Consider the following 26,066-nt stretch of genomic DNA (forward strand, 5'->3'; position numbering starts at 1 on the left):
ACAATGCACACACTATCTATCCCTTACGAACGAATCCAACGAAAAGACTTCGATGCCACGCTCCTTCGTTTGGAGGAGGCTGCCGTAGAGGCTGCTCGTAATGCCTATGCCCCTTATAGCCGCTTTCGCGTAGGAGCCGCTCTTCTGCTCTCTAATGGCGTGGTCGTAGTGGGGAGTAATCAAGAAAATGCCGCCTATCCCTCGGGCTTGTGTGCTGAGCGTACGGCTCTTTTCGCAGCCGGAGCGCAGTATCCCAATGAGGCTGTGGAGATCCTATTGTTGGTGGCCTTTAGTGAAGAAGATAGAGTAGAGAGCATAACGCCTTGTGGAGCATGTCGCCAAGTGCTTATGGAGACGAGTAGTAGGCACCAGAAGCCTTTTAAGGTGATTATGGTAGGCAAAGAACAAGCCCTCGTACTCCACGACAATAGAGGACTCTTGCCCTTTGCTTTCGATGGCAGTGACCTGCCTGAATAGATATAGAACCTAGAACCATACTGAAAAGGTTGGCTTCTCTTTCCCTTTTGAGAGGCCAACCTTTTTCTATCGATAGGGTCTATTGTTTTTCTACTTAAACAACAATGGAAAGAGAATATGATTGGTAAGAAATCTTTTAGAGAATGAGTTGTATGGTATATATACTTTTATTGCGAGGTATCAATGTGGGCGGAAAACACAAAGTCTCCATGAGTGATTTGAAAAAAACACTTTCAGATGAGGGATTTGAGGGTGTTGATTCGTACATCAATAGTGGAAATTTGTTTTTCAAAAGTGTTCAAAGTCTTGAAAGTTGCATCTCAAAGATAGCAGATGTATTAGAAAGAAATTATGACTTTCCCATTCCTTTTGCTCTGATTAGCAAGGAAGATTATTTAGAAGAAAGAGCGGATTTACCTAGTTGGTGGGGGGAAGATTTAGCAAGAAAGGATGTCCTTTTTATTCCCAATCAAGTTGAAAAATCAGTCATTGTAGATTTTATAACCCAATCAGAATTTTGCAACGAGATAGTTTATGTTGGTAGAAATGCGATATTTTGGGGAAAGTATGATGAGGCTGAATACCTGAAAACCACATATCATAGGAAACTGATGAAACAAGATTTCTATAAGTACATTACAATCCGAAATGGGAAGACGTATGAAAAGATAGCGGAGATTCTTGAAGAAAAGGAATAGCCGGTAATCAAGCTATATAGCGGTGTAAATTAAGCTGCAAATGGCTTTTTCCTGAAAGCTCATTAGGAATCTGGCAAAAGCTCATTAGCTTTTTCCGAAAAGCTCATTAGGAATTTGACAAAAGCTCATTAGGAATTTGACAAAAGCTCATTAGCTTTTTGCGACAAGCTAATTACCATTGTAATAGGTCCTCCAGAGAGAGCTTCCTTTTGACAAGAAAGGGCCGGCACTTTTATCACAAGTGTCGACCCTTTTCTTACGTCTTTTCGACTCGGTCCGGAGCTACCCTCCCGAGCCTATTTGTTCTCCTGCTTCCTTCAGGGTGGTTACAAGATAAACCGCTTTAGTTCGGGTGTCCCCGTCTTCTCGATATCGCTGGCAGAGCCCTCCCAGTTTTTCTCTCCACGGTAGAGGAATATGATATTCTCACCGATGTTGTGTACCGAGTTCATGTCGTGCGTATTGATGATAGTCGTTACCTCGAACTCTTTGGTCAGGTCATGGATGAGTTGGTCTATTTGCCCGCCGGTCTTAGGGTCTAGCCCCGAGTTGGGTTCATCACAAAAGAGGTATTTGGGTCTTGTTACCAAGGCACGAGCAATAGCAGCACGCTTCATCATACCACCGCTTATCTCAGAGGGATATTTGGCAGCAGCATCTGCTAACCCCACTTTCTTGAGGTATTCTTGGGCAATGGATCGGCGAGTTTTGAGAGGCTTGCGGAGGAACATATCTAAGGGGAACTGTACGTTCTCCAACACAGTCATGCTATCGAATAGTGCCGACCCTTGAAACATCACCCCCATCTTGCGGTAGAGTTGCTTTCTCTTCTCCTTATCGAACTGAAGAATGCCCTCCCCATCAAAAAGAATTTCTCCACTAGTGGGGGTAACTAGTCCGATGAGAGACTTCAGCAATACAGTCTTACCCGCCCCACTTTTCCCGATGATAAGGTTGGTGGTGGCACTCTTAAAGACAGTAGAGATACCCTTGAGGACTTGCTTATCCTCAAACTCTTTGACAAGATTCTTTACTTCTATCATAGTCCGTTAGATGAGCAAGAGATTAGTGAGTAACACATCGGCTAAGAGGATGAGTACGCTGCTTGTTACCACAGCATTGGTACTCGCTACCCCTACTCCTAAGGCACCCCCCTTTACATTATAGCCGAAGTAACTAGAGCCGGAGGTGATAATGAAGGCATATACAAGACTTTTGATGACAGAGTAGAGTACGTTGTAGGGATTGAAGTAGAGCTGCATACCGTACTCAAAGTCTTCTGCCGTGAGTGAGGGGGTTAGCCAGGTTGCTAAGAATCCACCCCCAATAGCCGTGGCCATACTGATAATAGAGAGTACGGGGATAAAGAGCAGAAGCCCTATAATCTTGGGGAGAATCAAGAAATTAGCCGAGTTAATGCCCATTACCTCTAGAGCATCAATTTGCTCTGTGACCCTCATAGTCCCGAGTTCGGATGCTATACTCGAACCGATCTTTCCCGCCAGGATTAGACACATAATGGAGGACGAAAACTCTAGCAATACGATCTCTCTTGTAGAGTAGCCAATCGTAAAGCGAGGGATCATAGGGGAGCTAATGTTGATGGCAAGCTGTATGGTAATAACCGTACCAATAAAGAAAGAGATGATCATCACAATGAGAATGGAGTCTAGTCCAATCTTTGCAATCTCTCGTACCAGTTGCTTGAAAAACATGCTCCAGCGAGCAGGGCGACTAAACACCTGTCGCATCAATAGGGTATATTCTCCAATCGTTCGGAAGGAAGCGGTGAATTTTCCCAGCCTTTTTGTTTTGATCATTGTTGGTGTGAGGAGTTATTTTTGAGAGTTTTCTTGGAGTTTTTGTTGGGCGTTCCATCCCTGAGCTTCTAGGGGCGAGAGCGATCCGTCTCCGGTAATGAGATGGCATCCCTCGTCGGCTTCTGTTGTATGTCCGATGATATGCACTCCGGGGATCGTTCGGATCTGATCGGCATAGGATAGGGGAACGGTGAATAGGAGTTCATAATCTTCACCACCATTGAGAGCAACGGCAATCGGGGAGAGGTGCAGATCTTCTGCCGCAGCAAATGTTTCGTGATCTATGGGGATTCGCTCTTCGTAGAGTCTGATACCCACATGGCTGGCTTGTGCGAGGTGAAGAAGTTCGCTAGAGAGACCATCCGATATATCCAACATGGCCGTGGGTCGTATGCCGTGGGAAAGTAGTGTAGAGATCACATCCCCTCGAGCTTCGGGTTTCAATTGGCGTTCTATGAGGTATTCTCTACCATCGAAATCTGGCGTGAAGTAGGGCGTTGGATCCGTTTCAAACACACGCTTTTCACGCTCTAGGAGCATCAATCCCATATAGGCAGCACCCAAGTTCCCCGATACACAAATGAGGTCTGTGGGCTTAGCTCCACTACGATACACAACCTCCTCTGGGCGAGCATAGCCGAGAGCCGTGATACTGATAACAAGTCCATTGAGAGAGGCACTTGTGTCACCACCCACTACATCCACGCCAAAACGCGAGGCAGCAAGATAGATACCTTCGTAGAGTTCGTCGATCTGCTCAACAGAAAATTTGGAGGATATACCAATAGAGACGGTTATCTGTGCAGGTTTTGCATTCATCGCAAAAACGTCAGATAGATTGACCATTACGGCTTTATACCCGAGGTGTTTGAGGGGCACGTAGGTTAGGTCGAAATGCACTCCCTCTAGAAGTAAATCTGTTGTTACCACTTGCACTTGTCCTTCAGGGGCACAGAGTACAGCGGCATCATCCCCTACGCCTTTGAGGGTAGAAGATTGGGTTGTTTGGTGTTGGAGGGTTAGTCTATCGATCAGGGCAAACTCGCCCAATTCTGCAATAGGAGTTGGCATATACGTAAGATGTAGTAAGTGTTGGAAGTGATTTATCTGGGATAGTACTTTCGTAGCGTGGTGTGCAGTAATTCTTGCAGCCGCTCTGCACTACGTCCCAAAAATAGAGTTCGGATGGGAAGGTAGTAAATCCGTTGCCGGAGAAGAGGGGAGAGCTTGTAATCTCCACCCTCTAGGCGCATGGCATCCTTTTCTGTCATAATGATGAAATCGCAAGAAGAGCGCAGCCATGTTTCCATTTGTGCGATCTCTCGGGGAGAAAATACGTGGTGATCTGCATAAGTATGAGTCTCTACTTGAGAGAATCTACGAGACAATTCTCTAAAGAAAAGCTCAGGTTGCCCAATACCTGCAATGGCGATAACACGTGCTGTATGAGTTTCTTGGATCAGTTGGGGTATTGCCTCTTCTGGGAATAGAGGAGACAACTGACCATATTGAATCGTCGAAAAATAGACTGTCTGATTAGAATAAAGTGATAGGTTCCGCTCCATAATGCGCTGATCCATGGGAGACATATCCTTAGGGCATCGTGTTATCACTACGGCATCCGCACGAAGTCTCCCCTTTATAGGTTCGCGAAGTCTCCCTGCCGGTAGTAGCCTATCACTCATAAATGGATGCTGACAATCTGTGAGTAATAGACTTAGAGAAGCTTTTGTCGCTCTGTGTTGGAACCCATCATCTAGAAGGATAACTTGTGGGCGTTCCCCTTCAGGAAGAGTCATAATGTACTCAATGGCTCGATTCCTATTCCCCTCCACAACCATTGTAATATGGGGGTATTTGCGGAGTATTTGCCTCGGTTCATCTCCTATCTCACGTGCTGTAGACTCAGGAGTTGCGTGTATTAACCCTTTGGAGGCTCGTTTGTATCCTCGGCTTACGACGGCAATTCTGTAGTCGTTTTGGAGTGTTTCTATTAGATACTCCACTAGAGGAGTTTTGCCCGTTCCCCCAACAGCCAAATTCCCTACACAGATAATAGGGATAGGGAAGCTCTTACCGGAAAGTATATTACGGTCGTAGAGCCAGTTGCGTAGCCTCACTCCTGCACCATAGAGTGCAGCAGCCGGGGCGAGCCAAGGGGATGTGCCAACGGGTTTCATTTCATACGTTTCGCGCTACCTCATGGGCAAGAGGGGAAGAGACCAACGCTAGATTGGTATGCCTCTTAGGGGTCTCTTGCTCCTCTTTTGTGCGATTAATCTGCTTTGTTAAAACTGAATGTCGTACAGCATACGAGCTTGTACGCCGGTACTACTGCGCATAATTCGAGCTTTTTTGAGAGCTTCGATTTCTTCTTCGGTAAGTATAGTACGTACCAAGTTATCGGAGTTTTCAAACAGGTAACGATCCACTAAGTTTGAGAACTTGTCTTGACGACTTGACTCGTACCACACCGAGGGCGTATTTATGTTTGCAAGTTCAGCAGCCTTGGCGATGGCTTCATCCAGCCCTCCGAGTTCGTCTACGAGGTGGCGGGCCAATGCCTGCTTCCCAGTCCATACGCGTCCTTGTGCAACAAGGTCAACTTGAGACTTTTCTAACTTGCGTCCCTCTGCAACACGGGAGAGGAACGTATCGTAGCCTCGCTCAATGTAAGCTTGCATCAAAGCTCGCTCTTCGTCTGTCATGGGACGAAATACATTGCCAAAATCGGCATATTTTGCTGTTTTTACACCATCTTCGGTAACGGAGAACTTTTGGGCAGTCCCTGCAAAGTTGGGGAATAATCCAAAGATCCCGATAGAACCTGTTATGGTTGTAGGTTCGGCAAAGATGTAGTTGGAGGCACAAGAGATGTAGTAACCACCGGATGCTGCGTAGTCTCCCATAGAAACGACAATAGGTTTCTTGCTCTTGGTATAGCGCACTGCGTCCCAAATTTGGTCAGAGACATAGCTGCTACCCCCAGGGGAGTTTACGCGGAGAACTACGGCATCAATATCATCGTCATCTGCCGCTTTTAGTAGGCGACCTACAAGAGCCTCGGTAATGGTACCAAACTCAACCCCTGAAGTAATCTCCCCTTCGGCAAATAGTACCTGTACTGTGCCATCTCCGGAATTGTCGTAGCGACGCTCACTGTTATATACTTGATTGAGAGTTACAAAGTGATCTTCTTTTATTCCATACTCATCCTCAAACATCTTGATGACCTCGCGCTCGTAGCAGAGTTTGTCAACTAGTTTTGAGGCTACAAGCTCCTGCTGTGATAGGAACATAGGAGCGCGATCTACAAGTCTAGAGAGTGAGTCAAGGGCAATATTTCTCTCCTGAGAGATCCCTTGTAGCATATTGTTCCAAAGTTCGGAGGTAAATGAGGTGATCTGAGCTCGGTTAGGTTCGCTTAGTTTGTCGAGAAGGAAAGGCTCTACCGCCCCCTTATAAGTACCCACTTTGAATACCTGCATAGTTACACCAAACTTCTCTAATGCATTCTTGTAAAAGACATTAGATACATACATGCCATCAAGCTCCACAGCCCCTTGGGGATTGAGATAGATCTCATCGGCAACTGAGGCTAGGTAGTATCCCTTTTGGCTGTATTGGTCCGCATAGGAAATAACAAACTTACCGGACTTCTTGAAGTCCTTGAGGGCACGACGTAGCTCGTCAATAGAAGCCAAACCAGCCTCAGGCATAGCACTTGTAAGGTAAATCCCCTCAATGCGTGGGTTTTCTGCCGCATATCGGATGCTGCGGATAGCTTCGGTAAGTGTAAGACTCTTTTCTCGTTTTGAGCCTAAGAAATTATCGAAAGGAGAGTCCGTTTCAATCTCTTTGATTGAAGATAGATCTACTACCAAGAGAGATTCTTTTGGGATACTTACACTCTTATGAGATTGATTTGCCACAACGGCAATGAAACCCATCATGCAGAAAGCTGTAATACAGGTGAGTATCACCGATGCCACGATAAAGCCAAGTATCGAGGCTAAGAACATCTTCAAAAAATCTTTCATTTTCGTTAGTTTGTCGTTTGTTTTCCTACTTGTCGTTAGTCTTTCTCTCTAATCTTTACGGAGCCAATGCCTCCTAAGAGAAATACGGGTATACCCGGAGGAATTTTAGAGTTATTAGTCGGATACACTCTCATTCCCCGTCACAAATATATGTATAATGTATGAGTTCGGGGATTACTGTCAGAAAATATCAATGATCTAATACAAATAACCTCTCCCTTCCATGCTACGCACAAGGCGAAGACGAAGAAGAGAGAGGCAATGATTCACTCTTATAGAAGAGACCCTAGGAAAGACCCTAAGAGCACCTCTTCGAGAGAAGCAGAATGGAATTTCGATTAACGACGGATACCCAATTCTGCAATGAGTTTACGATAGCGTTCGATATCTTTCTTTGCTACATAGTCGAGCAAGCGACGACGCTTACCAACGAGCATCTTAAGAGCGCGAGCCGTTGCAAAGTCTTTGCGATTGCTTTTGAGGTGCTCTGTAAGGTGGGCAATGCGGTAAGTGAAAAGAGCAACTTGGCTCTCTACGCTACCCGTGTCAGTAGCAGATTGACCATGTTTTTCGAAGATTTCTTTCTTCTTTGCTGAGTCTAGATACATTTCGTTTTATCAATTAACGAGTTAAACTTAGGGTACTACACCCGCTTCGACTAGACTTTGCTGTGCTCAGCGGTTGCAGACTGGCTGCAAAGGTAATACTTTTTAGGCAATCTCAATACACAAACGTCCAGCCTATTGGGCAGAGTAAAGTTTCATGTTGCATTCTTTGCAATCGAATGCGAGACGGATACGCTCTTTGCCGTGTACAAGGTAGAGTGGCTCCTTATAAGGCATCTTTCGCTTGCTGCGTGTACAATAACCCAAATGTCGGCGAATGCAATGCCGGCAGGTCATAAGGGGAGCATCTTTTGTGGGAGAGACTTCATATGCAGGGGCAATCTGGCGAGCTCCCCAGCTCTGGTAGGCTTTTTTTGCAGCACAATTGGCTACATTGTAATCAAAGGTAATGGTACCATCGGTGCCTATAGCTTGTGGGATACTTGCGTAAGAAGGTCGGTAAATGGGATGGGCCAAATGATGCAACCTAAGGGCTCTATCAAGAGCCTCTACACCCAATCTTTTTAGTGAACTTGCAACAGACAAGGGCACAAAAAATCCCTTTGTATCGACTTCAATTGCAGTGGAGAAAAAGCCGGTTCCACCTAATTTGGCAAGGGCATCCCGCAGACGAACCTCCCCGTTTTGCATGGCTTTTTCTATCTTGTGGGGTAGTGTGACGCGTGTTGTTACCTTGGATTGGGGGTTGTCGATCTCCAAGTCGAGCACAAATCCCCAGGGAAGAACTCCAAATTTGAGCTTCACGGGCAACAATCGCTCTGAGCTATCGGGGCGATTGATTACGCGCTCAAATTGGGTTGAATAATTGCGATAGATCCTTGTTCCCGGCTTAAGATTCCCTGGATTGTCTACAACGATTTTCCCCTTTTCTTGCAGATGGTTAATGCGCGTCCCTTCCATCGTCCCTGTAGGGGTATAGAAGGCGATTCCATCCCCATTGGCAAGGTCACAACTGCGATCGAGCCATAGGCTATTCCCTTCTATTTTGGAGACAACCCCGATAAACTCTCCCTCACTCTTAGGACTTTCTGGGCGTATTAATATCTCACTAAAGTCCCCTTTTCTTAGTTGGTACGTGGTGGCTCCTCTCGAGAAGCTCTTGAAAGGATCGGGAGTAAAAGAGAGGGAAACTCGTCCTAGAGAAGACCTTGAATATCGCTCAGGTTGAGCCGTAACAATGCCTTCTAAAAGTTGGTGATAATAGGCTGTGACATTGCGTACATAAGAGGCATTTTTGAGCCGGCCCTCAATCTTGAAACTAACGGCACCTGCCTCTACCAGTTGGGAGAGAATAGACGATCTATTCAGGTCTTTGAGGGATAGGAGGTGGCTACCTTCTACAATCTTGCGCCCTGTAGCATCCTCTAATGTGTAGGGTAATCGGCAATACTGAGCACAGGCTCCTCGATTGGCGCTTCTGCCGGCAAATGCCTGGGAGAGATAGCAATGACCGCTATAACTGACACAGAGAGCACCATGGACAAAGGTCTCTAGACGAAGGTCGGGAACCGCTTGATGCAGCACGGCCGTCTCCTCAATAGTCAACTCACGAGCGAGTACAGCCTGCTCAAAACCTAAGGCGGCTAAGCGTTGTAATTGAGCTACTGAGGCATTATGGCATTGTGTGCTGGCATGTAGGGCAATAGGGGGTAAATCAAGGGTCAAAAGCCCCATATCTTGCACTATAAGAGCGTCAACGCCTATAAGGTAGAGACGACGAATGAGTGCCTCAGCCTCTGAGAGCTCGTTGTCATATAGAATGGTATTGAAAGCGACGTAAACCTTTGCTCCATAGCGATGAGCTACGGAGACAAGGTGCTGTATGTCTGATAAAGAAACATTGGCTGCCGCTCGGGCTCCAAACTTGGGAGCACCTACATATATAGCATCTGCCCCCGAGGAGAGAGCTGCCAAACCGCACTCTACATTCCCTGCAGGGGCAAGTAACTCAAGTTGAATAGGAGAGGGCGTAGATGCCAATGAGAAAAATGATTAGAGTTTCTCTCCGTAGGCGAGATCTCCGGCGTCTCCCAACCCCGGTACAATGTAGGAGTGATCGTTAAGCTCGGGGTCTATAGAAGCTACCCAAATAGTTGCATCGGTATCCGGATCGATGGCGTTTCTTAGATAGTCTACGGCTTGCTGACTAGCTATTACCGATACAAAGTGTACTTGGCGGGGCTTGCCATGAGAGAGCAAAGCACGATAGGCAAGTTCCATACTTCCGCCGGTTGCAAGCATGGGGTCTGTGAGAATGAGTACCTTATTCGTAAGATCGGGGCAAGCAATGTATTCTACAAAAATGTCGAATTTGAGTTTGTCTTTGTATTTACGATAGGCTGATACAAAGGCATTTTCTGCATGATCGAAGTAATTCAAGAAACCGGCATGAAAGGGTAGTCCGGCTCGCAAGATAGTACCGATAACCACAGGATCTTGCAGACGATAATTGTGTGCTATGGCAAGCGGTGTCTGTACTTCCTCTTTTGCATAGTTGAGATGCTGGCTCACTTCGTAGGCAAGGAGCTCTCCTATGCGCTCTATGTTACGACGAAAACGCATAGAGTCTTTTTGTATATTCACATCTCGGAGCTCAGCCATATAGTCACTCATCAACGACGGGCGATCGGAGAAATTGATTACTTCTATCATACTATTGTCTACTAATTCATTGCAGTATATCCGACAAGCAAAAGTACAATAAAAAGCCAAGCTAACACGTTATCTCAGCGTGGTAGTACGTAAGTTAGTCGCACAATACACCTCTTCTCTATGGAGATGGTTCCTACTAACCCTTCTATTCTTAGGGGGGAGTGTAGCGGTTGCAAGGGGGCAAAAGCAAGTAGTCCAGCGCCGCCCTTATGCGGATTATCGTGTGTTTCATCTCGGGTTTCATGTGGGGATGCACACGCAGGATCTCGCAATAATAAATTCGGGATCAACCTCTTCTTCAGCAAGTGGAGCACCGAGTGCCCCTCTGTATGGAGAGGTTATGGACTATACCCCAGGCTTTTCTGTGGGACTGATTGCAGACTATACTATTAAACTCAACTGGGAGCTTCGCTTTGTGCCTACACTGCATTTATCCGAGAGAGCCATCTCTTTTTCCGATGGAGAAAATCAGATCGAACGGCTCTCCTCTCGCTCCAATCTGATAGAGTTCCCCTTGTTGCTTAAGTACTCTTCTCAGCGGATGAACAACATTCGTCCCTATATGCTCGCCGGAGGTTATGCCGCATTGCAAATCGGACAAAAGCGAGGGGATGCTGTTCATTTTAAGCCTGTAGAATATGGTCTTAAGGTGGGGGTGGGCTGTGATATCTATCTTCCCTTCTTCAAACTTTGTCCTGAGTTGTCTCTTTCCTATGGCTTAGGAGACGTGATACAGCACGAGCGACCCGATATAGCAGATGATGCTCGCTTTCGATTTACTCAGGCACTGAGAAGTGCTACCCCTCGCATGATTCTACTCACTTTTCACTTTGAGTAGAGGCTTCCGTCTCTTCGGAGATGAGTAGCGAATTGATATTGCGACGGAGTCCATCAAACCCAACACGTTGGACGGCAGAGTGCTCAAAAAGTTGTTCGAACGTCTCGTTATCCAGATTTTTCCAGTCCTCACTTGTCATTTCCAATAGGTCGGGAGCAGGTTTCAATAGCCCCTCTTGATGCGGATAAGCAAAGCGATTGTGAGGGCATACCAATTGGCAGGCATCGCAGCCATATATACGCTCTCCGAGTTGTGCCACCACCTTGGGTTCGAGGCTCCCGTGGTGCTCAATGGTTTGATAGCTAAGGCAACGTGTTGGTGAGAAGCTACCATCTTTGCTAATTGCTTGGGCAGGGCAATGCTCTACACAGCGCATACAGCGACCACAGGGAGAGCCTTCGCTGGGAGCGTCTGCCGGTAGTTCTAGAGTGGTTACAATCTCTCCCAAAAAGCAGAACGAACCGAAATGAGGGACTATGAGAAGCCCATTACGTCCCACTTTTCCTACCCCGGATTGTACCGCCCAATAGCGTTCCATCAGAGGAGCCGAGTCCACAAAAACACGCGAAGAAAAGGGAGTATCTATTCGCTCTTGTAGGTACTTGAGTAGAGTAAATAGCTTGTCTTTTACTACACGATGGTAGTCTTTTCCATAGGCGTAGTAGGCAATTTGGGGAGCATCGGTGCGTTGTGTTTTTTCCGGGAAGTAGTTAAAGGCTCCTACAATGATACTCCTAGCTCCCGATACAAGTTTGTCCGGGTCGAATCGTACTTCTAGGTTGCGCTCCAAGTATCCCATGTCCCCAACGCCCTGCTCTTGTAGGCTGGATATATAGCTGTCGCGTACCTCTTGAGGAACGGGGTGAGACCTCGCAATCCCTAAAGCAACAAAGCCAAGGCTTTTTGCCAAGGCTTTCATTTCATCAACGATATTTTGGGGCACCACGCCTCTGGAGGAGATAAGTAGGAGAGTAGAGATTACTCACAATAGTGGAGCAACCAAGCCTCGGAGTATTCCGTTCCGGACTTGCGAAGGGTGGCAAGATAGCTCTCTGCCTCGTCGCTTGAAGTAAAGCGTTTAGCGTAGATCAGGCGATTCTTTCCTTTTTTTACGGCTCCCATGGAGGCCGCAAAGGCACTATCTCTATGAGCCTCTAGGAATTCATTCACCTTGGCTTCAGTTCGGAAAGATCCAATTATCACGTAATAATCCCCTAGAGAACTGGGTGATAATTCTTCGGATTCTGCCTGATAATTTTCTTCTTTGCAGGTAGTTTCTGTAGCATTCTTACCCTGTTGCAAAGTTTTTTCTCCCGGCAAAATGGATGTTTGTTGCGTCTCTGTGGGAACAAAGCTCGCACTAAAGTATTCTTGTACGGGGTGGGTGGTTACCGGGAGTAGGCAGACAAGGAGCACAGCAACGGCGGCAGCCCAACCCACAACGCGGCGCGAAACACGAAAATGTAGGTACTTAGCATCCGACTTTTGTTGCAAGGGATCTGCTTTTTCTGTGGTGGCATCCAACTCCTCTACAAGGGGCTTTGCCTCCTCTATCGCAAGGGAAGTAAGGGTCTTTTCACTTAAACGAGGTAGGGTATAGGTGCTAAGCCCATAAGCCTCTCCATACCCAAGAGGGAGACGATTACGTTCGGGTTGGAAATCCATTTTCCCATCCGCCCCAATCATAAGACGCCCTACATGACCTATCGAGATCCCCCCAAGACGAATCATATCGCGACGAAGCTCTTCCACGTCAGTATCTACCAAATTGCGTGCTCGGCGCATACTTACGTGGTAGCTCTTCGCATACAAATCATCGAGAAGTCCGTCACGCTCGCGAAGCTCCCCATTGAAATGGAAACACTCTTCCATAGGATATACCATGTACTCTGCATCACTGTAGTGAGCCGGTACATACTCTTTGATAATAGCCCCTAGCGAAGGTATGATCACACAATCGTGCAGAGCAAGCAGCTTATCAAGATGGCTTACGAGTCGGTACATCTATTGGTGGGAGATTCTTATTTGTTCCTTTTTTCTTTGCAACAAAGATAGGGCATTCTTGCGAGATGGCAGGCTCCGTTAGTTGTTGAAATCGAAATTGATACCCAAGCGGAGAGTCATTGGATTGACGGGATAGTGAGCCAAAGACCAGCGTTTAGAGGGTTGAATCAGCATCTCTCCGGCATTGTAGAGCATCACAAAAAAGCGCACCCTTCTTAGTTTGAAGTTGGCAAAGAGATTAAGCAAGGCGAAGTTCCCAATCTTTACTTCTTGCTGATTGATAAATTGCTGCACCGCAGGTTCGTAGTAAGGGGCATAGTACTGAGTGTGATAGTGGCAATCAATCCCCAACTGCGTGCGCATAACGCGTGCCGTATAGAAGTCTAGATAAAGTGACCCATAGGCCGCAAGGGTAGGCAAAGGCATTACTTCTTGGTTGCTCGACAGCTGATAGGCGACCTCAGCTTGCCACCCCAAAATACCCCAATGATACCGATGCTTTAGTCTCCCCTCAAGTATTTCGATGGGAGGGGCATATTGCTGGGCGCGGCGTGTTGCATCAAAATAGATCGTATTGGCAAGTGTAGCCGAATGCAGTGATAACTCAGTACCCCACTGAGGAGCGGAGAGCTTCCCGCCCACTACGAGTTGTTTTGTAAAACCAAATTCATTATCCCACCACACATAGGATCCGTGATGATGACGCCATAGGTGAGGTACTCGGAGGAAATGAAAGCGGGCATCAGCCTCAATACCAATTGGTACTCCCCAAAGCGAAAATTGGGATGATACATTGCCGGAGAAGCGCATAGAGCCAATATCCGCACCCAAGACGGCGATTTCCCCTCCTGCGTCAAAGTTCAATCCGGTACCATTATGCCGCTCAACTCGTCCTCCTATATAGGTGGCAAACTCTTTGGTTTCTTGTTTCCCGGGAATTGAGTCTTGTACATAAAACGCACGGTTTTCGAGTCGAGCATAGCCTGTAAGCCCCATTTTTACCCAGGGGCGAAATCCTTCGCGAAGGGATAAGGAAAAAGTATTGGCAAACTGAACCATGCGAGTGGAGTCCAGCGGATGGAAGGAGAGGGTATCCTGAGTTGCTCCGGGTTTCCGCCACAGATGATTATATGTTTGCCCATAAACAGAGGGAAGAGAATTGGCTCTCTCTGCGATAAAAAGACGTACCCCACGGTCGTACGAAAAGCGGTGCCCGATGCTACCAACAGGAACAAAAAGAGCTGTATCTCGCTCCGTAATTGTGCCATTAGGGAGGGTGCTGCCCCTACGGAAGTCCCGAAGAGAGCCTAAGTTATAGCGGTGAGCCAACATGATATGCCCTACCCACATGGCATTACCAACACCCGAAGAGTATTTAACGGGCATCTCAATAGAGCTAATATTTGTACGCCCGGATCCGTACTCTTGTGGGGAGTCTATATAGCCATCTTTTGCCAAGCCTCCGTTTTCGTTTTGCTTGATATAATTATTACCAGCCGAGGTAAATAATTCATATCTAGGGAGTAGGACACTGGCAAAAAGTCGATAACTCACCCCACTAGAGTGGTTGGCAATGTATTGACCTCTGGAATAAGAATAGTTGAAGTCTCCTCCAAAATTGAACGCCTTCCCAAGGTTCACCGCCATGGTCATATCAAGCTCTTCCTCTCGCTGCTCTGCAGTACCATTGCGCTGATAGAGCATGTTGGTATAGGGCGATTTGGTGTTGTAGAAGAGTAGGTTATCGGGGTGGTAAAGGATTCCTTGATAAGCCGATCCAAAGCTAAAAGTGGCATAGTCGGGCTCTCTATCAAAGAAAGTTTTGAAGTGGCGGGGGCTAATTAGATTGCCGGTGTATCCCATGGCAAGCCCTTTCCCCTCCACCATCTTTCGTCTGTAGTAATCGAGAGCCATGGTATCAATATTACTCTGATAGGGAGCACCTGTGTAGGGATGCAGACGAAATCCTCGGAGGGTTTCTCCTCGGTTGATAAGTTCTATATCGCCAAAGTCTTTTGCTGTACCAATTGCGTAATCAGACTGAGCCAAGAGGTCTTTGATCGGAAAAACACTCAAGAAGATAAGGGCAAATAACAGCCTTATCTGAGGAAACGGGGGATGGACTCGGTACAGACGGATCATGCAAACAGAGGACTAATAGCGATTGTAAACAAGGAGACCACGTGAGGTGCGCTGAGTGGCATAATTCCTAAGAGGAGCTTTTGTTGGTCCCCCTGTAGGCCCTCCTCCTCCATAGAGGATACTATAGGTGCTATGGCATTGGGGGCACTCAGCTTCCAATTGATCATTCACAAAAAGACGTACATCTGCACTCACCTCGTGCGGACATGCAAGGTCGTAGGCATAGTAAACTCCATTCTCAAGCATACTATGGACAACGAGCAGTCCCCCAAACCCTATGGCACTATTCTCTATGGTGCGCTCTTCGATACGAAGGTAACCGGATGGTTGTCGCAAAGGGATTGCCTCCGACGATGCAAAGTCTATCTCGTAGTACACCGGTGCATCGGGTACAGTGGAACGCACATCTACACCACACGAAGGGAGGAGTAGAAGGGTAATCCACAGGTAAAGAGACTTGGGATGCACCATGAGAGCATTGATTTTTGTTTATGTATACTGCACCTTAGTGAGCATTTCTGCCACTTTGTCTAACCCTTCTTTGAGAGGTTTTTCTACCATCATGCGAGCAAAGAAAGGGATATCGGCATCCAACAAAAGGACTAACCCTGTGCTAGACACCTCTTCCGAAGAGAGCTGTATCTCAATACTAAGAGAGGAGGTAAGGACTGTCTGCCCTACGAGACGAATGAGCGAATGGGGTACACGCTTCTCTACAGATAGGGCAATATCCCCAACTTTGGGCACACCGAGCGAACAACTATCGGAGGTGATATTTTTTATTTCAATCCCCTTGCTTTCTGCAAGCGGAGCAAGCGAACGAAGATTTTCTAGATTAGAAAGTTTGGCAAAGACTGCCTCACAAGGGGCATCAATGCCAACCTTCTTGCTTTTGAAGTCGGACATGAGACGAATTATTATTCCTCCAAAAAACTATTGACGCCAATGTGCAGGATCTTTGCGCCACTCATCGAGTAGAGGTTTGAGATCGGGTGTGATATATCCAATTTTCTCTGCTTCGGTAAGAACGGCTCCATAGTTGCTCAGTGTATGCATGGGCACTTTTGCTTCGGCAAACAGCTCTTCAGCCACGGCAAAACCATGTGTATACACGGCATAGAGGGCTAATACATCAGCACCTGCCGCACGCAGAGCCTCTACCGCTTTGAGGCTGCTACCTCCCGTAGAAATAAGGTCTTCTACCACAAGTACTTTGCTTTGCTCGGGGAGATAACCCTCAATCAAATTTTGCATTCCGTGGTCTTTAGCTTGAGAGCGTACATACACAAAAGGGAGGTGTAAAGCATCTGCCACTAAAGCTCCCCAAGAGATGGCTCCCGTAGCAACTCCGGCTATTACCTCCGTTTGAGGGTAACGATCGGCAATCGCCTTTGCCATTGCCATCTTGATATAATCGCGTGCAGAAGGGTAAGATAGGGTGCGACGATTATCGCAGTAGATGGGGCTCTTCCAGCCTGATGCCCAAGTAAAAGGTTCATTAGGACGTAACTTTACGGCTTCGACCTCTAGGAGGTAACGAGCGACGGTTTGTTCGGTTAGCTGTGACATAATTATCGTAGTGCTATGGTTTTTTATTGTACTTCTCGAGGAGGTCGGGGCGAAGCCTTTTTGTGCGCTCTAGCGCTTGGCTCTCTCGCCAGGCATTGATTTTGGCTTCGTGCCCACTTAGTAGAATATCGGGTACGCGCCAACCTCTAAATTCGGCAGGGCGTGTGTATATGGGGGGGGCTAGTAGATCATCTTGAAATGTATCACTCAGAGCACTCTCTGCATCCCCCAATACGCCCGGTAAAAGACGCACGATAGCATCAGTCATAAGAGCAGCAGGGAGTTCGCCTCCCGTGAGTACATAGTCTCCAACAGATATCTCTCGGGTGATGAAATGCTCACGTATGCGATGGTCGATACCCTTGTAGTGCCCACATAAAATAAGGAGGTTTTCTCTAAGGCTTAGATCGTTTGCCATACCTTGACTGAAGCGTTCCCCATCGGGCGATGTATAGATAACTTCATCGTAGGTACGCTCTTTTTGTAGGCTCTCTATGGCATTGACAACGGGTTCTATTTTCATCACCATTCCAGCCTCTCCCCCAAAAGGATAGTCATCTACTCGGTGCCATTTGTCGGTAGAGTAGTCCCGAAGATTGTGCAAAACAATCTTGGCAAAGCCCTCTCGCTGCGCTCTGCCTAGTATAGAATACCCTATGAGAGGCTCTATCATCTCCGGGAGTACCGTTATAATGTCGATGCGTATCATATAGTTCTGCTCTGGCTACAAAAGTACTAAGACCTACCCAATATCCGAGTACCTTGTCGCAAGTGATAAGGATAAATGTATGGGGCTCGCTTTCGTCTCTTGGAGCAGTATTGACAAAAAAGGTATCAACCGAAAAGAGACTTCCGATTGATACCTAAAGGGAAAGAAGGGCTAGAGTCTACTTGTTATCCCCCTCTTCGAGGAGTAACTCGAGGCATTTTGCTGCAGAATAGGCAACGGGAGTACCCGGCCCGAATATCGCAGCAACTCCCGCTTGATAGAGGAAATCGTAGTCTTGAGCGGGGATAACACCTCCGGCCGTTACGATAATATCGGGGCGCCCAAGGCGTTCTAGTTCTGCGATAACCTGAGGGATAAGAGTTTTATGCCCGGCAGCAAGAGAGCTAACCCCAAGTATGTTTACGTCATTCTCTACAGCCTGACGAGCCGATTCTTCCGGAGTCTGGAAAAGAGGTCCCATATCTACGTCGAACCCAACATCGGCATATCCCGTTGCTACCACTTTGGCTCCACGATCGTGACCATCTTGCCCCATTTTTGCAATCATAATGCGTGGTTGTCTCCCATTACGCTGGGCAAATTCTTTTGCTAACTTAGTAGCATAGGCGAAGTCTTTATCTTCACCAGTTTCTTTTGAATACACTCCGGAAATCGTTCTAACTACAGCTTTATAGCGACCTACTACTGCCTCACATGCATCTGAGATTTCTCCTAGAGAAGCGTGTAAAGATGCTGCCTTTACGGCAAGTTCTAGTAGGTTGCCTTCTTTTGTTTTGACAGCCTGAGTAATAGCAGCAAGAGCCTCTTGTACGGCTTTTTCGTCGCGGTGGCTACGCAAATCCTTAAGGCGAGCAATCTGTTGCTCTCGCACGGCTGTATTATCAATCTCAAGGATATCGATAGGAGCTTCTTTCTCCAAACGATACTTATTTACACCCACAATAATCTGGCGATGAGAGTCAATGCGAGCTTGGGTGCGAGCAGCAGCCTCCTCAATACGCATCTTGGGAAGCCCTGTTTCGATGGCTTTGGCCATCCCTCCCATGGCCTCTACCTCCTGGATATGTTGCCAAGCACGCTCTGCAAGCTGGTGGGTAAGCGTCTCTACATAGTAGGAACCGCCCCAAGGATCTATCTCCTTGCAGATCATGGTTTCTTGCTGAATGTAGATTTGAGTATTACGAGCAATACGAGCCGAAAAGTCCGTAGGGAGGGCAATAGCTTCGTCCAACGCATTCGTATGTAGAGACTGAGTATGCCCGAGAGCAGCTGCCATGGCTTCGATACAAGTGCGTCCTACATTGTTGAAGGGGTCTTGCTCTGTAAGCGACCATCCCGACGTCTGACTATGTGTACGAAGAGCCAAACTCTTGGGATTGGTAGCTCCAAAACCTTTGACAATCTTTGCCCAAAGCATACGTGCGGCACGCATCTTGGCAATCTCCATAAAGTGATTTACCCCGATAGCCCAGAAGAAGGAGAGACGAGGAGCAAACTTATCTACTTCTATCCCTGCGTTAATCCCGGCACGGAGGTACTCGATTCCATCACAAAGAGTATAGGCCATTTCGATATCTGCCGTAGCCCCGGCTTCTTGCATATGATAGCCTGAGATGGATATGGAGTTGAACTTGGGCATCTTTTGCGAAGTGTACTCAAATATATCCGCAATGATATGCATTGAGAACTCAGGAGGATAGATGTATGTATTACGCACCATGAACTCCTTGAGGATGTCATTTTGGATGGTACCTGCCATCTCTTCCAACTTAGCCCCTTGCTCTAGACCGGCATTGATGTAGAAGGCAAGGATGGGAAGAACGGCTCCGTTCATCGTCATCGAAACGGACATCTTAGATAGAGGGATCCCATCAAAAAGAACTTTCATATCCTCTAGAGAGCAGATAGAAACGCCGGCCTTACCAACGTCTCCTACTACTCGGGGGTGATCCGCATCGTATCCACGGTGCGTCGGAAGGTCAAAGGCAACGGAGAGCCCTTTTTGCCCCGAAGCAAGGTTGCGTCGGTAGAAAGCATTGGACTCTTCTGCCGTAGAGAATCCGGCGTATTGTCGGATAGTCCAAGCGCGGAGAGGATACATAGCACTATAAGGACCTCGCAAATAGGGAGGAATCCCCGATACAAAATCGAGGTGCTCTAGGTCTTTTATATCCTCGTGGGTATATACTTTCTTAACGTGGATTTGCTCAGGAGTAAGCCAAGCCTCGTCTTCTATAGAGGGCATACTTTGTACCGTAGGGGTCGTAGTAAAGCCCTGCTTATCTATGTCGATAGCTGCGTAATTGGGTCTTGTGTACATAATATTACTCTACGGATTAGATGCCAAAATGCTTATTGAAACTAGCGAGTGTAGCCAAAACATCGCTCTTCACATGGATGTAATGCTCAATCCCCAGAGCCTCTAGCTCAGGGCGACAAGCCGGATTCCCAGCTACTACCATGGGGCATTTCCCCCCGATGGCTTGATAGGCTTCCGGAGCGTAGGTGGCATACTCATCGTCGCTAGAGCAGAGTACTATTATGTCTGCCCCCTTGCTAAATGCTTCGTCTACCCCCTCTTGGATAGTGTCGAATCCTAGGTTGTCGATGAGTTTGTATCCGGCACAAGCGAAGAAGTTGCCAGCAAATTGGGCGCGAGCAAGGCGCATGGCAAGGTTACCAATCGTAAGCATGAAAACCACGGGTTGCTTGGTAGCCTGCTCCGTACTAAGGCGTAGTGCCTCAAAGTCCGAAGCCCCACGGCTGAAGTCCAAGGCGAGTACATTCTCTTCCTTAGAGTGGTCTACACCACAAGAGTGGTGATGTGTTTTTGTTTGAGGAACCTTATCGTGTACCGTTTCTCCAAAGTTGGGGAATTCGTTGGTACCGAGTAGAGACTCTTTGCGTTGTGCCACCGCTTCGTGTCGAGTGCGATTGGTTGCGTTGATTCTCTCTTGTACCTTGCCTTCTCGCACAGCCCCAGCAAAACCGCCCTCCTGCTCAATTGAGAGGAACAACTCCCATGCTTTGTGAGCAATGTTTGAGGTTAGAGTTTCGATATAGTAAGAGCCGGCAGAGGGGTCTATAACCTTGTCGAAGTGACTTTCTTCTTTGAGTAGAAGTTGCTGATTGCGAGCGATGCGCATGGAGAAGTCGTCACTCGAACCATAAGGAGTATCAAAGGGAAGTACCGTGATGGAGTCTACACCACCAAGGGCTGCCGACATGGCCTCTGTTTGTGTACGAAGTAGGTTCACGTAGCTATCGTAGAGAGTCATGTTCCATTGTGAAGTAACGGCGTGTTGATTGATTTTTGCCACCTCGCGATACTCTTCGCCATGTGCTGCCACAATCTCCGCCCAAAGCCAACGTGCGGCTCTGAATTTGGCAATCTCCATGAAATAATTAGAGCTGATGCCAAAATTGAACTTGATACGTTTTGTTGCCTCCTCTACAGTATAGCCATCCTCTATTTGAGCGGAAAGTATCTCTGCTCCCCAGGCTAGGGCATAGCCTAGTTCTTGAGTTATGTATGCCCCTGCATTAGCGAGCATATAGGCATCTACTTGTAGCACTCGCATCCCCTTGAGGGCTTGAGCTGCTTCTACAACGCCACGAGCCTCGGCACGCCAATCGGGATTGCGCTTCCCACGCACAAGCTCTCTCTTAAATGGATTGTAGTTGATGGAGCCAATAACTTGGGCTGGATCGATCCCTCTACCTTGGAAGTATAGGGTAAGCTCACGAGCCAAGCGAGCGGCTTGAGATACACAGCAGCTAAGGTTTAATTCAATAGCTGTTGGTTCGATATCTTTTAAGAGTGCAGAGAGCCCCTCTTGGGTAATCCATGAGGCGGCAAGGGTGAATGAGGGAGCATCTACGCCTTTGAAGAGCAAATCAAGAGCTATACGATTTGCTTCTTCCGGCGAAGAGGCATGAATCTCTTGCCGCGTGTACCATTCGTTGTTAAGTCTGGTAGAGCGTACATAGGGATACTCGCCGGGAGCAACCATTGGGGTGAGCAATCCATTGAGATCCTCACGGCGGTAAAATGGTTGTACGTCAAAGCCTTCCTTGGTGCGCCATACGAGTTTTTTGTCGTAGGGAGCGCCTTTGAGGTCGGCAGTAATTTTTGCTTTCCACTCTTCTGCCGAAGTAGGAGAGAAGTCTGCAAAAAGATTTTGTTTTGTTGCCATATATATGTATTGTCTTTTCTGTCTCAAAATAATAGGTCCGATACGCTTATCGGCTATGCAAAGTAAGCACTTTATGAGCTATTAGAGATACATTAGCGGGCACAAATAGCCTTAAAAGCACAATAACGGCATGCTTCTTCGTCTTCTGTTTGAGCAAAGGGTACATCCAGAGAGAAGAGACGGAGGAGGACTTTGTGCAGCTCATGGCAATACGAATCACGTATCTCTGAGGTTGCATAGTCCTCTATTTCCGTTTGATTAAGCCTGATTAGGGGATTGTAGTGCTCCTTATTACTACACATTCCCTTTAGTTGATATAGAGAGGGTTGTACCCGATTGTGCCTAGGTTGTAGCCAATTTAGCCCCTCTTGCTGAGCCCTTCCGTTTTCCTCCAAGCGGAGAACGGCCTCCGAGTAAAGGAAGATTTGGGCAATAGCCTTGCGGTGCTGAGATTTTTCTTGAGCAAAGTAGAGTTGACTCCAATCTTTGAAAGTTTGGGAGTCCGACCCCGTTTTATAATCCACAATGCGCAAGAGACCATCTACTTCATCCAATCTATCGATGAAGCCCTTGAAGCGTACATCAATCCCCAGTTCTGGGAGAGGCTCTATCATATCAATTCGCTGCTCGGAGGCTACATAGGCGAGTTGATGCCCCCTTCGGATGTACTGCGCATCAAACTTCAAGACAGCGTAAATCTCCTCCATTATCATCCTAATGTACATTTGGTGCATCCCCTCAATTCCTTTGGGAGTACTATTTTGATGCAGTACATTTTGGGCATAGTAGGAGTTTACTATTGTACTGATTCTCGGCAGAGAGGTATGCGGATCGATCAACCACTCATAGTCTTGAGAAGAAAGCAACTTACCCTCATAGGGCTCATACAGGTGCTGCATTACGTCGTGTATAACAGTACCAAAATCCCCCGGGGAGAGTAGATCTGTGCGTTCTTCCACCTCGGGAATCTTTCGTATGTATTTGTAGTAAAATTGCAGAGGACACAGGGCATAAGTAGAGAGGCTACTAGCCGATAGAGCTTTCTTTACGTCGTCCGTATTGCTCGTAGTGTATTCCCTAAGGACTGCCATTGCCGCCTCATCCTTAGGGATGACAATCTTGGGCGTTTGAGTCGCCAGCATAGATACCTTTACGGTATGCTCTTGGGGTGTGAGATGGAAGAGGTAGCGTAGCTGTGCCAAGAAACGAGAGGGCTCTTTTTCACTTCTACTGTCCACAATAAAGAAAACCCTACGGGCACGGCTTACAAGTCGATAGAAGTAATAAGCCTCCGTATAATCATCGGAGCGATAGGTAGGCATATCGTATCCCAAGCGCACGTTGTACGGGATATATCCTCTGTTGATAGGGCGTTTGTGAGGAAGTGCTCCCTCGTTGCTCTCGGGGATAATGAGATAGTCGAAGTTAATGAGCCGGCTCTCTAAGAATCCCATAATCTGCAACCCCTCCAGCGGTTCTCCCTCGAAAGGGAGGGTCTCCTCTTCTACCAACTTAAAGAGAAGACGGTATAGAATGGTGCGTTCCGCGGTATCTCCCATCAAAGGGAGTAGGTTACCCACTTGTATAACAAGGTCTCTTAGTTTTTTGATAAACTCTATCTCAAGCACTCGGATGTAGTGAACGTGCTCGGAGCCTCCCTTTGAGTCCCCCTCTTCAGTATCATTATCTTCTTGGTGCAGCAGGGAGGCAAGCCGGTCGAGTAGAGCTATAAGCCTTTGGATTAGGGCTGACTTCTCAGATATGGGTTCAATCAGAAGGCGAAGTGGCTCGGGAAAGCCTTGAGGGTAAAGAGTGCATATCTTCTGATAGCTGATATAGTAATAGTTATATCGAAGAGCCTCATTGAGCGGAGATAGTTCCTCACTACTTACCAAAAGGTTGCTTAGCGGATGCTTGATGAGATGCTCAAGAGCGTCAAGTGGGAGTAGTTCCCCTTTTTCACTCCATCGGGTAAACTGCTGCAGCTCAATATATCTATGGAGCCATACCGCCACCGAGGAGAGATGGAGGGGATACCCCATGGTTATGTTGATGGGATGGGAAATCCCTTGTAGAGCATCAAGCAATGGAAGTAGCGTATTAACCTCGGGGAGTACAATGGCACATTGCAAATCTTCTACAGCACGTGGAGCATCGTCTATGAGTTCTTGGAGTAGAGTAGGCACTAACTTACTCCGCCCTATATCCGAAGGGATCTGTACAATATCTATCTTGGGTACCCCTCTCTCTTGGGTACTTAGCCACTCGCCTCCTAGTTCTTGCTTACTCTCTTGCATCGTTTTTCCGATCAGAAAGCTCCAGTCGGAGGGGGTGGTATGATTCGCAAGCTTCACCTCTTCCCAATAAAATGAGGTGGAGTAGTGGTTATTGGTGCGTTTCAGGCGTTTTAGTATCTCGCGTTCGGCTGTTGATAGGTGATACAATCCTGCAACAATAATATGCCTAACAGATGGGGAGAGAAGCTTTTGTAGATTCCTGTCAAAAGTCTCTTCGCTTAGTTCTGCAGCACGGCGGGCAAGCATCCCACTATACCCTAATCCTAAACTCTCGAGGGTGGCACGAAAACGATGATAGAGAAGTTGCATCTCGGTGGTCATCGCCGAGAATAGCTCCTCAAGGCGTTCTTTCTTATCACTATTAACCTTGCTTAGGTACCCAAAAAAGATTTCGATTGCTTCTTTTTGCTCCGGGCTTATATAATTGAGGGAGGTAAGATCATCTAGAGCCTTTAAGTTGTGGAAAATCTCGTCCGGCTCTACGAGGTAGTTGTCTATATCGTTGAAGTCCGACAAAAGCTTCTCAGCATGATCAAAGGGGAGATGAGGGTTGCTTTTCTCATCAAGGGGAAATCCGAGTTCTTCTCTTAGGGTTACAATCTCGCGATAGAGAAGGCAAACTTGTTGGGTACGTTGTGCTGATTTGAGTCCGGATAGTTTCTCAGTAAGGCTCTCTACTGTAATAATCTGTGGAGAAAAGGAGGGTTGAGTTAGGCGTTTACTTAGCTCATAGCGAAAGAAAGTGCCGGCACGCTGAGATGGGAATACAAAACAACATTGATGAAGCTCAGCCCCATATTGATCGATACAGCGAGAGGCAAGGAGAGAAAGGAAAGAGTCTTCTTGAGATTGCATCATGATAAGCGATTAAAAGAGAGCCAAGCTATTATTGAGTATATGGATAAGTACCCCCCAAACTATAGAGCCGGAATAGTGACGAAGACATCCAAACCAAAGGGCTAGTACCATAATGGGAAGAAAATTAAGGACTGACTGATGTAATAAGCTAAAGATGATAGCTGTCAAGAGGATGCCAACGGGGGGGCTATGAGTTAGGCGAATAAGCAGAGGTTGTAAAGCCCCTCTCAGCAAAATCTCTTCGCAAACGCCCGTTAGCATACCGATGATAAGGATCTGTTTCAAGCGACTTTCTACAGAGCCATCACCCTGCAGCATCTCTAGCATGGATCTACTTTTTTCTTCGTATTGGGTTATCCATGCCCCTACCTCTTTGGGTAGTGCTTCGATAGCTTCTCCCGCGGCATATTGCAACAGGGCTGATATTCCCCAAACAAGGAGTGTTATTCCCAATATAATTCCTCCTTCGTACCATCTGCTTTTGCCTTGTATAATAGGTTGTGGAGCTGTTAGACCCAATGCTTTGGGAGCCTTTTTGCGGAATACAAAATAGGCATAGAGCGATGCTGCCCCCAAAAAAACAACGATATTTTGCGTAATGGCAATACCAAATATCGAGTGAGATAATAGGGGAGAAAGCAGGGTGTAAATTGCACCAAACAATCCAAACCCCAAAAGGAGGCTCAAGATAAAGGTGAGGACTTCTTTTGCCGGAGAAATACCGAGATGAGGGGAAATGGCTTGTGCAGGAGGGGGCAAAATCATAGAGGGAACTATTGGGAGAGGAGTCAATTATTTCCTACTCAAATGGTCTTCTGAATAGTTATTACAAAGATACAAAATAGACTAGGTCTTGTATCTCTTTCTCCTGTAATAAGGAAAAGGGAAGATGTGCGATTAAAGGTTTTATTTCATGTACAGAGAAAAAGGTTAGAGTAGTACTCTTCTAGTATTTAGCTAAAATAGAAATCTTTCTCAGGTAGAATTGGGGCCCTTTTTAGCTGAAAGTGTCCCCTCCTTTTGGGTGAAATCGGTTTCATTTTTAGGCAAGAGGGGGGAAGATTTTTGGGCAGATATGGAGTCTTTTGTGGGGGTGCTAGCTTTTCTGGGTAAAGAGAA

General features: G+C 47.0%; 22 protein-coding genes. 3 read left to right on the plus strand and 19 right to left on the minus strand.

The window, feature by feature from the left end:
- Positions 1–3: 3 nt before the first annotated feature.
- Together cdd and ACTTHR_RS00710 are read left to right on the plus strand one after the other, a co-directional pair.
- Positions 4–477, plus strand: coding sequence for a cytidine deaminase (cdd, locus tag ACTTHR_RS00705; RefSeq protein WP_442604821.1), 474 nt, complete (start codon positions 4–6; stop codon positions 475–477).
- A 152-nt stretch (positions 478–629) separates the two neighbouring features.
- Complete coding sequence (locus ACTTHR_RS00710) at positions 630–1,175, plus strand: DUF1697 domain-containing protein (protein WP_442604822.1); 546 nt, start codon at positions 630–632, stop codon at positions 1,173–1,175.
- A 326-nt stretch (positions 1,176–1,501) separates the two neighbouring features.
- Here the strand turns inward: ACTTHR_RS00710 and ACTTHR_RS00715 are convergent, their stop codons facing one another.
- The 8 genes from ACTTHR_RS00715 to upp form a co-directional block, all read right to left on the minus strand.
- The gene (locus ACTTHR_RS00715) at positions 1,502–2,218 is read right to left on the minus strand and encodes an ABC transporter ATP-binding protein (RefSeq protein WP_276772888.1); all 717 of its coding nucleotides are present in this window, start codon (positions 2,216–2,218) and stop codon (positions 1,502–1,504) included.
- Between the two features lie 6 nt (positions 2,219–2,224).
- Positions 2,225–2,995, minus strand: coding sequence for an MlaE family ABC transporter permease (locus tag ACTTHR_RS00720; protein ID WP_004334249.1), 771 nt, complete (start codon positions 2,993–2,995; stop codon positions 2,225–2,227).
- A gap of 15 nt (positions 2,996–3,010) precedes the next feature.
- Positions 3,011–4,066 carry a thiamine-phosphate kinase gene (gene thiL, locus ACTTHR_RS00725; RefSeq protein ID WP_442604823.1) on the minus strand — a complete coding sequence of 352 codons (1,056 nt, stop codon included), beginning with the start codon at positions 4,064–4,066 and terminating at the stop codon, positions 3,011–3,013.
- 32 nt (positions 4,067–4,098) lie between these two features.
- Complete coding sequence (gene lpxK / locus ACTTHR_RS00730) at positions 4,099–5,175, minus strand: tetraacyldisaccharide 4'-kinase (protein ID WP_442604824.1); 1,077 nt, start codon at positions 5,173–5,175, stop codon at positions 4,099–4,101.
- A 108-nt stretch (positions 5,176–5,283) separates the two neighbouring features.
- Positions 5,284–7,035, minus strand: coding sequence for a signal peptide peptidase SppA (gene sppA, locus ACTTHR_RS00735; protein ID WP_442604825.1), 1,752 nt, complete (start codon positions 7,033–7,035; stop codon positions 5,284–5,286).
- A gap of 338 nt (positions 7,036–7,373) precedes the next feature.
- Positions 7,374–7,643 carry a 30S ribosomal protein S15 gene (gene rpsO / locus ACTTHR_RS00740; RefSeq protein WP_004334214.1) on the minus strand — a complete coding sequence of 90 codons (270 nt, stop codon included), beginning with the start codon at positions 7,641–7,643 and terminating at the stop codon, positions 7,374–7,376.
- A gap of 132 nt (positions 7,644–7,775) precedes the next feature.
- Positions 7,776–9,641, minus strand: coding sequence for a peptidase U32 family protein (locus ACTTHR_RS00745; RefSeq protein WP_442604826.1), 1,866 nt, complete (start codon positions 9,639–9,641; stop codon positions 7,776–7,778).
- A gap of 12 nt (positions 9,642–9,653) precedes the next feature.
- Positions 9,654–10,310 (minus strand): uracil phosphoribosyltransferase, encoded by a 657-nt coding sequence (gene upp, locus ACTTHR_RS00750; RefSeq protein ID WP_424777034.1) that lies wholly within the window; start codon positions 10,308–10,310, stop codon positions 9,654–9,656.
- Between the two features lie 82 nt (positions 10,311–10,392).
- On the opposite strand from upp, the gene porT reads away from it, so the two are divergent.
- Entirely contained in the window at positions 10,393–11,151 is a 759-nt protein-coding gene (gene porT, locus ACTTHR_RS00755) for a type IX secretion/gliding motility protein PorT/SprT (protein WP_304285312.1), read from the plus strand.
- Here the strand turns inward: porT and queG are convergent.
- The 11 genes from queG to ACTTHR_RS00810 form a co-directional block, all read right to left on the minus strand.
- Positions 11,132–12,070, minus strand: coding sequence for a tRNA epoxyqueuosine(34) reductase QueG (gene queG / locus ACTTHR_RS00760; protein ID WP_442604827.1), 939 nt, complete (start codon positions 12,068–12,070; stop codon positions 11,132–11,134). The two genes, porT and queG, sit on opposite strands and share 20 nt — an antisense overlap.
- 59 nt (positions 12,071–12,129) lie before the next feature.
- Positions 12,130–13,155: an SPOR domain-containing protein gene (locus ACTTHR_RS00765; RefSeq protein WP_442604828.1), complete on the minus strand. Its 1,026-nt coding sequence runs from the start codon at positions 13,153–13,155 to the stop codon at positions 12,130–12,132.
- A 78-nt stretch (positions 13,156–13,233) separates the two neighbouring features.
- Positions 13,234–15,204 (minus strand): putative porin, encoded by a 1,971-nt coding sequence (locus ACTTHR_RS00770; protein WP_442604829.1) that lies wholly within the window; start codon positions 15,202–15,204, stop codon positions 13,234–13,236.
- A gap of 105 nt (positions 15,205–15,309) precedes the next feature.
- A complete protein-coding gene (locus ACTTHR_RS00775) occupies positions 15,310–15,768 on the minus strand; it encodes a hypothetical protein (RefSeq protein WP_281676950.1) in 459 nt (152 codons plus the stop codon).
- Positions 15,769–15,786: 18 nt separating this feature from the next.
- On the minus strand, positions 15,787–16,203 hold the full coding sequence (locus ACTTHR_RS00780; protein WP_314863779.1) for a hypothetical protein: 417 nt from the start codon (positions 16,201–16,203) through the stop codon (positions 15,787–15,789).
- 27 nt (positions 16,204–16,230) lie between these two features.
- Entirely contained in the window at positions 16,231–16,866 is a 636-nt protein-coding gene (gene pyrE, locus ACTTHR_RS00785) for an orotate phosphoribosyltransferase (protein WP_442604830.1), read from the minus strand.
- A gap of 13 nt (positions 16,867–16,879) precedes the next feature.
- Positions 16,880–17,572 carry a tRNA (guanosine(37)-N1)-methyltransferase TrmD gene (trmD, locus tag ACTTHR_RS00790; protein WP_311140224.1) on the minus strand — a complete coding sequence of 231 codons (693 nt, stop codon included), beginning with the start codon at positions 17,570–17,572 and terminating at the stop codon, positions 16,880–16,882.
- A 181-nt stretch (positions 17,573–17,753) separates the two neighbouring features.
- A complete protein-coding gene (scpA, locus tag ACTTHR_RS00795; protein WP_004334366.1) occupies positions 17,754–19,916 on the minus strand; it encodes a methylmalonyl-CoA mutase in 2,163 nt (720 codons plus the stop codon).
- A 16-nt stretch (positions 19,917–19,932) separates the two neighbouring features.
- Positions 19,933–21,792: a methylmalonyl-CoA mutase small subunit gene (gene mutA, locus ACTTHR_RS00800; RefSeq protein WP_442604831.1), complete on the minus strand. Its 1,860-nt coding sequence runs from the start codon at positions 21,790–21,792 to the stop codon at positions 19,933–19,935.
- A gap of 92 nt (positions 21,793–21,884) precedes the next feature.
- Positions 21,885–24,947, minus strand: coding sequence for a PD-(D/E)XK nuclease family protein (locus tag ACTTHR_RS00805; protein ID WP_442604832.1), 3,063 nt, complete (start codon positions 24,945–24,947; stop codon positions 21,885–21,887).
- Positions 24,948–24,956: 9 nt separating this feature from the next.
- Positions 24,957–25,712, minus strand: a complete 756-nt coding sequence (locus tag ACTTHR_RS00810) for a CPBP family intramembrane glutamic endopeptidase (protein WP_442604833.1) — start codon at positions 25,710–25,712, stop codon at positions 24,957–24,959.
- Positions 25,713–26,066: the final 354 nt, after the last annotated feature.

Source organism: Porphyromonas endodontalis (assembly GCF_052173515.1).
GTDB classification, from domain to species: domain Bacteria; phylum Bacteroidota; class Bacteroidia; order Bacteroidales; family Porphyromonadaceae; genus Porphyromonas; species Porphyromonas endodontalis_A.

What these genes read in the sequence shown, in the direction of transcription:
- cdd (WP_442604821.1), top strand. Translation starts at nt 4, where the DNA reads ATGCACACACTATCTATCCCTTACGAACGAATCCAACGAAAAGACTTC.
- ACTTHR_RS00780 (WP_314863779.1), bottom strand. Translation starts at nt 16,203, where the DNA reads ATGTCCGACTTCAAAAGCAAGAAGGTTGGCATTGATGCCCCTTGTGAG.
- ACTTHR_RS00775 (WP_281676950.1), bottom strand. Translation starts at nt 15,768, where the DNA reads ATGGTGCATCCCAAGTCTCTTTACCTGTGGATTACCCTTCTACTCCTC.
- ACTTHR_RS00720 (WP_004334249.1), bottom strand. Translation starts at nt 2,995, where the DNA reads ATGATCAAAACAAAAAGGCTGGGAAAATTCACCGCTTCCTTCCGAACG.
- mutA (WP_442604831.1), bottom strand. Translation starts at nt 21,792, where the DNA reads ATGGCAACAAAACAAAATCTTTTTGCAGACTTCTCTCCTACTTCGGCA.
- ACTTHR_RS00715 (WP_276772888.1), bottom strand. Translation starts at nt 2,218, where the DNA reads ATGATAGAAGTAAAGAATCTTGTCAAAGAGTTTGAGGATAAGCAAGTC.
- ACTTHR_RS00805 (WP_442604832.1), bottom strand. Translation starts at nt 24,947, where the DNA reads ATGATGCAATCTCAAGAAGACTCTTTCCTTTCTCTCCTTGCCTCTCGC.
- rpsO (WP_004334214.1), bottom strand. Translation starts at nt 7,643, where the DNA reads ATGTATCTAGACTCAGCAAAGAAGAAAGAAATCTTCGAAAAACATGGT.
- sppA (WP_442604825.1), bottom strand. Translation starts at nt 7,035, where the DNA reads ATGAAAGATTTTTTGAAGATGTTCTTAGCCTCGATACTTGGCTTTATC.
- ACTTHR_RS00765 (WP_442604828.1), bottom strand. Translation starts at nt 13,155, where the DNA reads ATGTACCGACTCGTAAGCCATCTTGATAAGCTGCTTGCTCTGCACGAT.
- lpxK (WP_442604824.1), bottom strand. Translation starts at nt 5,175, where the DNA reads ATGAAACCCGTTGGCACATCCCCTTGGCTCGCCCCGGCTGCTGCACTC.
- ACTTHR_RS00710 (WP_442604822.1), top strand. Translation starts at nt 630, where the DNA reads ATGGTATATATACTTTTATTGCGAGGTATCAATGTGGGCGGAAAACAC.
- scpA (WP_004334366.1), bottom strand. Translation starts at nt 19,916, where the DNA reads ATGTACACAAGACCCAATTACGCAGCTATCGACATAGATAAGCAGGGC.
- thiL (WP_442604823.1), bottom strand. Translation starts at nt 4,066, where the DNA reads ATGCCAACTCCTATTGCAGAATTGGGCGAGTTTGCCCTGATCGATAGA.
- ACTTHR_RS00810 (WP_442604833.1), bottom strand. Translation starts at nt 25,712, where the DNA reads ATGATTTTGCCCCCTCCTGCACAAGCCATTTCCCCTCATCTCGGTATT.
- queG (WP_442604827.1), bottom strand. Translation starts at nt 12,070, where the DNA reads ATGAAAGCCTTGGCAAAAAGCCTTGGCTTTGTTGCTTTAGGGATTGCG.
- pyrE (WP_442604830.1), bottom strand. Translation starts at nt 16,866, where the DNA reads ATGTCACAGCTAACCGAACAAACCGTCGCTCGTTACCTCCTAGAGGTC.